The 11,071-nt window shown below is 71.4% G+C and carries 8 protein-coding genes; 5 read left to right on the top strand and 3 right to left on the bottom strand.

Annotation, left to right across the window (positions count from 1 at the left end; all coding sequences use genetic code 11):
- Positions 1-7: 7 nt before the first annotated feature.
- Genes nuoL through nuoN form a run of 3 tightly spaced genes read left to right on the top strand, consistent with a single transcriptional unit; the run spans position 8 to position 5,202 of the window.
- Positions 8-1,891, top strand: a complete 1,884-nt coding sequence (gene nuoL / locus NUT86_RS18895; RefSeq protein ID WP_148589564.1) for an NADH-quinone oxidoreductase subunit L — start codon at positions 8-10, stop codon at positions 1,889-1,891.
- Between the two features lie 3 nt (positions 1,892-1,894).
- On the top strand, positions 1,895-3,553 hold the full coding sequence (locus NUT86_RS18890) for an NADH-quinone oxidoreductase subunit M (protein ID WP_018090962.1): 1,659 nt from the start codon (positions 1,895-1,897) through the stop codon (positions 3,551-3,553).
- Positions 3,550-5,202, top strand: coding sequence for an NADH-quinone oxidoreductase subunit NuoN (gene nuoN, locus NUT86_RS18885; RefSeq protein WP_274736598.1), 1,653 nt, complete (start codon positions 3,550-3,552; stop codon positions 5,200-5,202). Before NUT86_RS18890 ends, nuoN begins: the two co-directional genes overlap by 4 nt.
- An 81-nt stretch (positions 5,203-5,283) precedes the next feature.
- Here the strand turns inward: nuoN and NUT86_RS18880 are convergent, their stop codons facing one another.
- The 3 genes from NUT86_RS18880 to fahA form a co-directional block, all read right to left on the bottom strand.
- Positions 5,284-5,775: a hypothetical protein gene (locus NUT86_RS18880; RefSeq protein ID WP_274736596.1), complete on the bottom strand. Its 492-nt coding sequence runs from the start codon at positions 5,773-5,775 to the stop codon at positions 5,284-5,286.
- Positions 5,776-5,956: 181 nt separating this feature from the next.
- Complete coding sequence (locus NUT86_RS18875) at positions 5,957-6,610, bottom strand: GOLPH3/VPS74 family protein (protein ID WP_274736595.1); 654 nt, start codon at positions 6,608-6,610, stop codon at positions 5,957-5,959.
- Positions 6,607-7,809 carry a fumarylacetoacetase gene (gene fahA / locus NUT86_RS18870; RefSeq protein WP_274736593.1) on the bottom strand — a complete coding sequence of 401 codons (1,203 nt, stop codon included), beginning with the start codon at positions 7,807-7,809 and terminating at the stop codon, positions 6,607-6,609. The genes NUT86_RS18875 and fahA overlap by 4 nt, the downstream gene beginning before the upstream one ends.
- Positions 7,810-8,092: 283 nt before the next feature.
- On the opposite strand from fahA, the gene NUT86_RS18865 reads away from it, so the two are divergent.
- Both NUT86_RS18865 and NUT86_RS18860 read left to right on the top strand, forming a co-directional pair.
- On the top strand, positions 8,093-9,295 hold the full coding sequence (locus NUT86_RS18865) for an FAD-dependent oxidoreductase (RefSeq protein WP_274736591.1): 1,203 nt from the start codon (positions 8,093-8,095) through the stop codon (positions 9,293-9,295).
- A 540-nt stretch (positions 9,296-9,835) separates the two neighbouring features.
- Entirely contained in the window at positions 9,836-10,849 is a 1,014-nt protein-coding gene (locus tag NUT86_RS18860) for a polyprenyl synthetase family protein (protein WP_018090956.1), read from the top strand.
- Positions 10,850-11,071: the final 222 nt, after the last annotated feature.

Raw genomic sequence — 11,071 nt, 5'->3', positions numbered from 1 at the left:
GCACAAAGTGGAGAACTTGATCGCGCTGCTTGTCGCGGCACCGCTGGTCGGTGCGGCCCTGCTGCTGTGCGGCGGCACCCGACTCGACCGCACCGGCCACTTGATCGGCACGCTGTTCTCGGTGGCGTCGTTCGCCGTCGGGGTGGTGCTCTTCGCCGACATGCTCGGCAGGGGCGCCGAGGACCGTGCCCTGCATCAGCACCTGTTCAGCTGGATCCCGGTGGGCGGCTTCCAGGCCGACATCGCCTTCCAGCTCGACCAGCTGTCCATGACGTTCGTCCTGCTGATCACCGGTGTCGGCTCGCTGATCCACATCTATTCGATCGGCTATATGGAGCACGACGAGCGGCGCCGCCGCTTCTTCGGCTACCTCAACCTCTTCCTCGCGGCGATGCTGCTGCTCGTCCTCGCCGACAACTACCTCCTGCTGTACGTCGGCTGGGAGGGCGTCGGCCTCGCCTCGTACCTGCTCATCGGGTTCTGGCAGCACAAGCCGAGCGCGGCCACCGCCGCCAAGAAGGCGTTCCTGGTCAACCGCGTCGGCGACATGGGCCTGTCCATCGCCATCATGCTGATGTTCACGACGTTCGGGACCTTCGCCTTCGGCCCGGTGCTCGCCGCCACCGGCGACACCTCCGAGGGCAAGCTGACCGCCCTCGGGCTGATGCTGCTGCTGGCCGCCTGCGGCAAGTCGGCGCAGGTACCGCTGCAGTCCTGGCTCGGCGACGCGATGGAGGGCCCGACCCCGGTCTCCGCCCTGATCCACGCCGCCACGATGGTCACCGCAGGGGTGTATCTGATCACCCGCTCCGGGGCGATCTTCAATGCCGCCCCGACCGCCCAGCTGGCGGTCGTCGTGGTGGGTGCGGTCACCCTCCTCTTCGGTGCGATCGTCGGTTGCGCCAAGGACGACATCAAGAAGGCGCTGGCCGGTTCGACGATGTCGCAGATCGGCTACATGATCCTGGCCGCCGGCCTCGGCCCGATCGGCTACGCCTTCGCGATCATGCACCTGGTCACCCACGGCTTCTTCAAGGCGGGCCTCTTCCTCGGCGCCGGTTCCGTGATGCACGGGATGAACGACGAGGTGGACATGCGCCGTTACGGCGGTCTGCGGAAGTACATGCCGGTCACCTTCATCACCTTCGGCCTCGGCTATCTGGCGATCATCGGCTTCCCCGGTCTGTCCGGCTTCTTCTCCAAGGACAAGATCATCGAGGCGGCGTTCGCCCGGGGTGGCACCGAGGGCTGGATCCTCGGCGGCGCGGCCCTGCTGGGAGCCGCGATCACCGCCTTCTACATGACGCGGGTGATGCTGATGACGTTCTTCGGCGAGAAGCGCTGGGACCCCAGCGAGGTGCATCCGCACGAGTCGCCGAAGGTCATGACGCTCCCGATGGTCGTGCTGGCCATCGGATCGGTCTTCGCGGGCGGGCTGTTCAGCGTCAACGAGGCCTTTGTGAAGTGGCTGGAGCCGGTCACCTCGTTCGCGCACGGCCACTCCCCGCTCAGCGCCACCACGGTCACCGCCTCGACGATCGTGGTGCTGCTCATCGGGGTCGGCATCGCCTGGGCGATGTACGGCCGCAAGCCCGTCCCGGCGCTCGCCCCGCGCGGCTCGCTGCTGACCCGGGCCGCCCGCCGCGATCTGCTCCAGGACGACTTCAACCACATCGTCTTCGTGCGCGGCGGCGAGGAGCTCACCGGCACCCTCGTCCAAGTCGACCGCTCCCTCGTGGACGGTGCGGTCAACGGCACGGCGGCGTCGATGGGCGGACTCTCCGGCCTGCTGCGCCGGTTGCAGACCGGGTTCGTCCGTTCGTACGCGGTCCAGATGCTGGGCGGGGCCGCCGTTCTCGTCGCCGCGACCCTGCTGATGAGGGGTGTCTGAGCCATGTCGTTTCCCCTGCTGACGGCGGTGGCCGTGGTGCCGGCGGTCGGTGCGATCGCCACCGCCGCGCTGCCCGCCGCCAAGCGCACCGCGGCCAAATGGCTCGCGCTGTTCTTCTCGCTGGCCACCTTCGCGCTGGCCCTGGTCGTCGCGTTCCGCTTCGACCCCGGTGCGAAGGGCCCCTTCCAGCTCACCGAATCGCATGCCTGGATCAGTGACTTCGGTGTCCGCTACGAACTCGGCGTGGACGGTATCGCGGTCGCCCTGATCGCGCTGACCACCCTGCTGATCCCCTTTGTCATCCTGGCGGGCTGGCATGACGCCGACCCCCTGGAAGAGGCCACGCCCAACCGGCGCTGGCGGCCCACCCAGGGCTTCTTCGCGCTGATCCTGGCGGTCGAGGCGATGGTGGTCATCTCCTTCGAGGCCACCGATGTCTTCCTCTTCTACATCTTCTTCGAAGCCATGCTGATCCCGATGTACTTCCTCATCGGCGGCTTCGGGGACCGGGCGGGCGGGGACGGCGAGGAGCGGTCCGCGAACCGGCGGTCGTACGCCGCGGTGAAGTTCCTGCTCTACAACCTCGCCGGCGGACTGATCATGCTGGCCGCGGTGATCGGGCTGTACGCCGTCACCGCCGACCAGCTCGGCAGCGGCACCTTCTCGCTCCAGCAGATCGTCGAGGCCCGGGCGGCCGGCAAGCTGGACATCGCCACCGGCACCGAGCGGCTGCTCTTCCTCGGCTTCTTCTTCGCCTTCGCGGTGAAGGCGCCGCTGTGGCCGCTGCACACCTGGCTGCCGGGCGCCATGGGCGAGTCCACCGCGCCGGTCGCGGTGCTGATCACCGCGGTGGTCGACAAGGTCGGCACCTTCGCGATGCTCCGCTTCTGCCTCCAGCTCTTCCCGGAGGCCAGCAGCTGGGCGACGCCCGCCATCCTGGTGCTCGCGCTGATCAGCGTGCTCTACGGCGCGCTGCTGGCGGTCGCCCAGCGGGACATCAAGCGGCTGATCGCCTATGCCTCGATCTCCCACTTCGGCTTCATCATCCTGGGCATCTTCGCGATGACGACCCAGGGCCAGAGCGGCGCGACGCTGTACATGGTCAACCACGGCATCTCGACCGCCGCGCTGATGCTGGTGGCCGGCTTCCTGATCAGCCGCCGCGGCTCGCGGCTGATCGCGGACTACGGCGGTGTGCAGAAGGTCGCCCCGGTCCTCGCCGGTACGTTCCTCATCGGCGGTCTCGCCACCCTGTCGCTGCCCGGTCTGGCGCCGTTCGTCAGCGAATTCCTGGTCCTGGTCGGCACGTTCAGTCGCTATCCGGTGATCGGGATCATCGCGACCCTGGGCATCGTCCTCGCCGCGCTGTACGTCCTCGTGCTCTACCAGCGGACGATGACCGGGCCGGTGAAGGCCGAGGTGAAGAGCATGCCCGATCTCCGGGTGCGGGAGCTGGTGGTGGTGGCACCGCTGATCGCGCTGCTGCTCTTCCTCGGCGTGTATCCGAAGCCGCTCACCGACCTCGTCGATCCGGCGGTCGGCCACACCCTGTCCGTCGTGGACAAGAAGGACCCCAAGCCCGCTGTGCAGGTGGACGCCGTGCCCGGCCAGGGCCGGCCCGGCCATGCCGTGCCTGATCAAGACGTGGAGGCCGCGAAGTGAGTTCCGTGGCAAGTGTCCACAGCCTGTGGACAGTGGCGGCCGACACGCCGGGCAAGATCCCGGCGCCGCACATCGAGTGCGCCCAGCTGTCGCCGACGCTGATCGTTCTGGGCGCGGCCGTGATCGGCATCGTCATCGAGGCGTTCGTACCGCGCCGGCACCGCTACTCCTCCCAGCTGCTGCTGGCCCTGGTGGCGCTGGCGGCCGCGTTCGCCGCGGTGATCGGTCTGGCGGCCGGCGGCTTCGGCTCGTCCAAGGCGCATATCGCCGCCATGGGCGCCCTCGCCGTCGACGGGCCCGCACTGTTCCTGCAGGGCACGATCCTGCTGGTGTCCCTGGTCGCCGTCTTCACCTTCGCCGAGCGCCGGCTCGACCCGGCGGCGCACGGTCACCACGTGGACTCCTTTGCCCCGCAGCCCGCGGCCGTCCCCGGCGGCGCCGCCGAACAGGCCGCGGTCAAGGCCGGGTTCACCACCACCGAGGTCTTCCCGATCGCGCTCTTCGCGGTCGGCGGCATGCTGGTCTTCCCGGCGGCCAATGACCTGCTGACCCTCTTCATCGCGCTGGAGGTCTTCTCCCTCCCGCTCTACATCCTGTGTGCGCTGGCCCGCCGCCAGCGGCTGCTGTCGCAGGAGGCCGCGGTGAAGTACTTCCTCCTGGGCGCCTTCTCGTCCGCCTTCCTGCTGTTCGGCGTGGCCCTGCTGTACGGCTACGCGGGCACGGTCACCTACGCCGGGATCGCCGAGGTGATCTCGGACGGGGCCAAGCAGATCGATCCGGCGCTGGCCGGCGCGATGGGCAATGACGCCCTGCTGCTGATCGGTGCGGCGCTGGTGCTGATGGGGCTGCTGTTCAAGGTCGGCGCGGTCCCGTTCCACATGTGGACCCCGGACGTCTACCAGGGCGCCCCGACCCCGGTCACCGGCTTCATGGCGGCCGCCACCAAGGTCGCGGCGTTCGGTGCGCTGCTGCGCCTGCTGTATGTCGTCCTGCCGGGGATGCGCTGGGACTGGCAGCCGGTGATGTGGGGCGTCGCGATCATCACGATGCTGGGCGGGGCGATCGTCGCCATCACCCAGACCGACATCAAGCGGCTGCTGGCCTACTCCTCCATCGCGCACGCCGGCTTCATCCTCGCCGGTGTCATCGCCACCAGCGAGGAGGGCATCTCCTCGGTGCTCTTCTACCTCGGCGCCTACTCCTTCGTGACCCTCGGCGCCTTCGCCGTCGTCACCCTGGTGCGGGACGCCGGCGGCGAGGCCACCCAGCTGTCCAAGTGGGCGGGGCTCGGCCGGCGTTCGCCGCTGGTGGCCGCGGTCTTCGCGGTCTTCCTGCTGGCCTTCGCGGGCATCCCGCTGACCTCCGGGTTCGCCGGGAAGTTCGCGGTCTTCAAGGCGGCGGCGCAGAGCGGCGCGGGCTGGCTGGTGGTGGTCGGTGTGCTCTCGTCGGCCATCGCCGCGTTCTTCTACATCCGCGTCATCGTGCTGATGTTCTTCAACGAGCCCAAGGCGGACGGCCCGACCGTCGCGGTGCCCAGCCCGCTGACGACCACGGCCATCGCCATCGGTGTCGCGGTCACCCTGGTGCTCGGTCTGGCGCCGCAGTACTTCCTCGATCTGGCCGGTCAGGCCGGGGTCTTCGTGCGCTGAGCACGGGCCGCGCGGTACGGCAACGGCCGCCGCCCGGAGCCCTCGGGGGGTTCCGGGCGGCGGCCGTGTGCGTGGCGCGGGTCAGCTCTTGGGCATCCCGCTCGGCATCTCCGGCATGTCCGGGATCTTCACGCTGCCGTCGCTCGACTTCGTGTACTTCTCGGTGGGGCCGTTCTTCCAGTCGACGGTCAGGGTCCTGCCGTCCGCGCCGGGCTTGAGGGTGCCCATGGTGCGGGTGGTGTCCCCGTCGGTGCACTTGACGGCGGCCATGGTCATCCCGGCCATCTCCTGGACCTTGCCCAGACAGGCGGCCTTGTGCCCGTTGCTGAAGGCGACGGTGCCCTTGGTGATCACCAGGATCAGCTGGTTGCTCTTCGGACCGCTCTTCCAGGCGCCCTCGACCGCGGTGGGGCTCGCGGGCTTGTCGGCGCCTCCCGGAGTCGACGGCGCGGCGTCCGGCGACTTGCTCGGCTTGCTGTCGTTGCCGGTCTCGTTGCCGCCGCTGCTTCCGCAACCGCTGAGCAGCATCGCGGCGATGGCTGCCGCCCCGGCGATCTGCGCTGCCTTGCGCACGTACGTCTCCTCCGTTGTGGGTCAGGAGACGTGAGGCTAGCAGCGGCTCCGGGCGGCGGTCCGGGCCGTCGCCCGGATTGCGGCAGCGCCGGTACGGAGTTGGTGTGCGGCTGTGACGTAGGAGTGCTCTTGAGGCGACAAGAAGGGATATCCCGGGCGGACCGGACCGGGCCGGGCCGGTTCAGGGGGAGGCCGCATGCGACGCCGCCTCCTTGTCCTGGCGGACCGCGCGCTGCACCGCATGTGTCATCCAGAACTCCCGCGCGAACCGCTTCATCTCACGGCGCACGGGGCGGTAGCCGCGGCTGATCAGGAGCCGGCGGTCCAGGTCCGTCGCCGAGGCCAGCGCGGCCATCAGCCGGCCCCGGCGGTCCGGGAACCCGGCGCCGAGCGCCGCGGCGAAGCGCTCCCGGGCCGGGCCGACGAGATCCACCGCCCCGGCCGGGAAGCGCGCGTACGGGAACAGGCCCAGGGCGCGCCGGGTCTCCCGGCGCAGTGCGCCGCGCTCCTCCAGCCGGCGCACACACAGCTCCTGGACCGGCCGCCCGGCCCGGCGCACCCAGCGCTCCGCCTTGATGCCCCGGCCCCGCTTGTCCGGGCCGGGCAGCGCCGCCAGCGCGCCGTCCAGCACCGGATCGCCCAGCGGCAGGGGATTGGTGACCGTGATCCGGTCGCCGCTCCCGACGGTGATCCGCCCGGCCTCCTCCAGATCGGCGAGCGCCGCGCCGGCCAGTCCGTACCGCAGGTACCTGGCGTGGTTCAGGAACCGGCCGCGTTCCGGTTCGAGGGCGAGCAGCAGCAGCTCCTCCGGGAGGGTGAGCGGTGTCCCGGTCATCCCGCGGGCAGGATGCGGCCGGTGACCTCGCCCAGGCCGATCCGGGCGCCTTCGGGGCCGGGTGCCCAGGCGGTGAGGGTGACCTCGTCGCCGTCCTGGAGGTAGGGGCCCTTGCCCTGGGTGAGTTCCAGCAGGCAGCCGAGCTGGTCGGGGTCGGGCCCGGAGACGGTGCCGGAGGCGAACAGATCGCCGGTGCGCAGCGAGGCGCCGTTGACGGTCATATGGGCGAGCTGCTGTGCGGCCGTCCAGTACATGGCGGAGAACGGCGGCCGGGAGACCGTCTCGCCGTTGATGCGCACCTCGATACGGATGTCGATGCCGCCCGGCTCCGCGTCCGCGTCGTCGAGGTAGGGCAGCAGCGGGAAGTCCCGGGCGGGCGGCGGTGTACGGGCCTCGTCGAGGGCGTCGAGCGGGGTGATCCAGGCGGAGACGGAGGTGGCGAAGGACTTGCCGAGGAAGGGGCCGAGCGGCACGTACTCCCAGGCCTGGATGTCGCGCGCGGACCAGTCGTTGAGGAGGCAGACGCCGAAGACATGGTCGCGGAAGGCACCCTGGGCCACGGGCTCGTGGAGCGTGGAGGGCGCACCGACGACAAAGCCGACCTCGGCCTCGATGTCGAGGCGGACGGACGGGCCGAAGGAGGGGGCCTCGTCCGCGGGGGCCTTGCGCTGGCCGTGCGGCCGGACGACCGGGGTGCCGGTGACGACCACGGTGCCCGCCCGGCCGTGGTAACCGATCGGCAGATGCTTCCAGTTGGGGGTCAGCGCCGCGTCGTTCGGGCGGAAGATCCGGCCCACGTTGGTGGCGTGGTGCTCGCTGGCGTAGAAGTCGACGTAGTCGGCGACCTCGAAGGGGAGGTGCAGCGTGACCCCGTCCAGCGGGTGGAACAGCGGCGCCACTTCGTCGTGGTGCGCGGGGTCGGTCACGGCGGTGTGGACGGCCGCGCGGATCTGCTGCCAGACGGGACGGCCGGCGGCCAGCAGCGGGTTGAGGGTCGGCGCCGCGAGCAGTTCGGCGTGCGGATGGATGGCGGCGGGCAGCGCGCTCGGCAGGGCGCTCAGATCGAGGACCTGGTCGCCGTAGCGGACGCCGAGACGGCGCCGGTCGGGCGCGTCGGCGGTGCTGAAGACGCCGTAGGGGAGGTTGTGCGGGCCGAAGGGATCGCCTTCCGCCAGGTCGAACGGGCTCTGCTCGGGCATGGACAGCTCCTCGCGTTCGTCGTCGCCGGTGGGCGGCCGGGGCCTGGTGGCCCGCGGGCCGTGGGGCCGTCGATCAGAGTACGGCCGGGCGGCGATCAGCGGGGCGGTCCCGGGGCGTGATGGCGCGGATGCGTACGCAGACGGTGGGCGGGGGCGCGGTGCGCTGCGCCCCACGCATCGGTCATGTCCGGAAAAGCCTTGCCGCACTGCGCAATTCAGGCCTAACTTCCTTCCCTGGCCGACGCGGCCGGACTGCCGTTCTTCACCTGGGGGAGGGACCGAAGTGAGCACTCCGGTAGCGGTCATCGGAGCCGGTCCGTACGGTCTGTCGGCGGCCGCGCATCTACGGGCGTACGGCCTGCCGGTGCGGGTCTTCGGGCAGCCGATGGTGAGCTGGCGCACCCGGATGCCCGCGGGCATGCAGCTCACCTCGACGCCCGCGGCCTCCAGCATCGGCGTCCCTTGGCCCGGCCACACCCTCGGCGACTTCTGCGCGGCCACGGGGGAGGGGCCCTACGCCTCGGACCGGGACCTGCTCCCCGTGGAGACCTTCGTCCGGTACGGGCAGTGGGTGCAGCAGCGGCTGGTCCCCGGTCTGGAGCAGGTGCGGGTGGTCTCGGTCGACCGGCGGGCCGACGGCTTCGAGCTGAAGCTGGACAGCGGTGAGCAGCTCGGCGCGCGGGCGGTGGTCGTCGCCACCGGCCTGACCGGACTGGCGCAGCTGCCGCCGGAACTGGCCGCCGCGATCCCGGACGGCCCGTCCGCCACCGGGCCGGTCTCGCACAGTTCGCAGCACCACGATCTGTCCGCGCTGGCCGGCCGGGACGTGGTGGTGATCGGTGCCGGGCAGTCGGCGCTGGAGAGCGCGGTGCTGCTCACCGAGGCGGGCGCGGCGGCCGTACGGGTGGTGGCGCGCGGCCCCGCCGCGGTGGGTTTCGGCCCGCCGCCGGACCGCCGGCCGCGGCTGCGCCCGCCGTCGCCGTCCGGCACCGCCTGGCCGCTGTACGCGCTGACCCGGCACGCCGGTGCCTTCCGACGGCTGCCGGTGCCCGCCCGGCGGTATCTGGTGCGCCGGGTGCCCGTCCCGCTGGGGGCGTGGTGGCTGCGGGACCGCTTCACCGACCGGGTGCGGGTGACGCAGGGGCGGCGGATCGTACGGGCCATGGTCCGCGACGGCCGTCCCGTGCTGGCGCTGCGCGGCGCCGACGGGCAGGGCGGGGAGGTCGTCGCCGACCATGTGCTGGCCGCGACCGGCTACCGGATGGATCTGGCGGCGCTGGACTTCCTGGGCCAGGGGCTGCGCACCGGGGTCGTGGCGCGGGCCGGCGGTCCGCTGCTGGACGCCGGCTTAGGCTCGTCCGTACCGGGGCTGTACTTCACGGGGCTGCCGGCGGCCGCCTCGTTCGGGCCGGTGATGCGCTTCGTGTGCGGCACGGAGTTCGCCTCGCCGCGGCTGGCACGGGCGGTGGCGCGGGCGTACGGGTGAGGCGGGGCGTCCGCGCGGGCCGGCGCCGGGGTCACCTCGCGTCCGGGCGTCCCCCGGTGCCTTGTACTCCGGGCCTCCTCCGGTACCCCGTATTCAGGGCGTCCTCCGGTGCCCCGTATGCCGGAGGGCCGCCTCGCCCGGTCATGACGGCCGGCGGTGCGGCGGATGCGGAAGTCGTCCTGGTCCGTGGCGATTTCGCGACGGGCGGTGACCGGTACGTCCCCGTGGCGGCGGGGCCGTGACGGGGTGGGGGTTTTCCGGCCATGCCCGGTACGCGGGGGCCTTGCCGGAGCGGAAGCGGACCGGGGATGCTTGCCGTTGCCGGTCCGCTCCTCCGCGTGCGCCGGTGCCGCTCTTCCGCGTCGCACCCGCGTCAACAGTTGACCCGGAACTTCCCGGCCGGGGGGTCGCCGTGCTTCCCGGGCGGTTCGGGGGGCGGGCGCTCACGGTGATCGAACTGCGACCGGATACGCTGGCCAATGGTGGAGACAGCGACAGATCGACATTCAGTTTGATCGTCAGCAGACAGGAGTACCCCTCGTGACCGTCGTCGGGCCCTTCGGGCTGAGCGTGCGGGACCAGGCTCTTGAGGCCGATGTCCAGGCCGGGTTGGCGGCTGTCGAGGAGGGCCTGCTGGAGGCCACCAAGAGCGACGTGCCGTTCATCACCGAGTCCGCGCAGCATCTCGTGCGCGCGGGCGGCAAGCGGTTCCGGCCGTTGCTGGTGATGCTGGCCGCCCAATTCGGTGACCCCTACAGCCCGGGTGTGGTGCCCTCCGCCGTCGTCGTGGAGCTCACGCACCTGGCGACGCTGTACCACGACGACGTGATGGACGAGGCCGATGTACGCCGCGGGGTGGCCAGCGCCAATGCCCGCTGGGGCAACTCCGTCGCGGTGCTGACCGGCGACTTCCTGTTCGCCCGCGCCTCGCACATCCTCGCCGACCTCGGCCCCGAGGCGGTCCGGATCCAGGCCGAGGCGTTCGAACGCCTGGTGACCGGCCAGATCCTGGAGACCGCGGGCCCGCGCGACGGCCGTGACCCCATCGACCACTACCTGGACGTGCTCGCGGGCAAGACCGGCTCGCTGGTCGCCGTCGCCTGCCGCTTCGGCGCGATGATGTCGGGCGCCGAGGAGTCGACGGTCAACATCCTCACCCAGTACGGCGAGCGGCTCGGTACGGCCTTCCAGCTGGCCGACGACGTCCTGGACATCGCCAGCGACTCGCACGAGTCGGGCAAGACGCCCGGTACGGACCTGCGTGAGGGCATCCCGACGCTGCCGGTGCTGCGGCTGCGGGCGCGGGCCGAAAGCGCCGCCGGCACCCCCGAGGACCGGGCGCTGTGCGAGCTGCTGGCCGGCGACCTCACCGATGACGCCCGGCACGCCGAGGCGCTGGCCGGTCTGCGCGCCCACCCGGCGCTCGAAGAGGCCCGCCGCGACACCGTGCGCTATGCGCAGGAGGCCCGCGCGATGCTGGCCCCGCTGTCCTCGTGCATGGCCAGGTCGGCCCTCGAAGGGCTCTGCGACGCGGTGGTGCACCGGGCGGGCTGAGGCCTCCCGCGGCGCCTGTTCCCCAGGGCCTGCCCTCACATCCCCCAGGGCCTGCCCCCGCATCCCCTAGGGAATGCTCCGCCTTCTGTCGTACGGGCTCCGACTTGAGGTGACCGTGCGTCATACCTCAGCAGTAGGACGAGTTGCTCCCGCGGGCTGACGTTTTGTGCCTTGCGATTTGGTGAGATGGAACCACCTGAGCGCGGCGGACAGGTCACCATG

The organism is Streptomyces sp. G7(2002), from assembly GCF_028870195.1.
Lineage (GTDB): Bacteria > Actinomycetota > Actinomycetes > Streptomycetales > Streptomycetaceae > Streptomyces > Streptomyces nigrescens.
Note: the sequence above shows the minus strand (reverse complement) of the source record. Positions and strands in the feature narration are given on the sequence as shown.

Excerpts from the sequence above, each read along its gene's own strand:
- NUT86_RS18890 (WP_018090962.1), top strand. The coding sequence starts at position 1,895 with ATGTCGTTTCCCCTGCTGACGGCGGTGGCCGTGGTGCCGGCGGTCGGT.
- NUT86_RS18875 (WP_274736595.1), bottom strand. The coding sequence starts at position 6,610 with ATGACCGGGACACCGCTCACCCTCCCGGAGGAGCTGCTGCTGCTCGCC.
- fahA (WP_274736593.1), bottom strand. The coding sequence starts at position 7,809 with ATGCCCGAGCAGAGCCCGTTCGACCTGGCGGAAGGCGATCCCTTCGGC.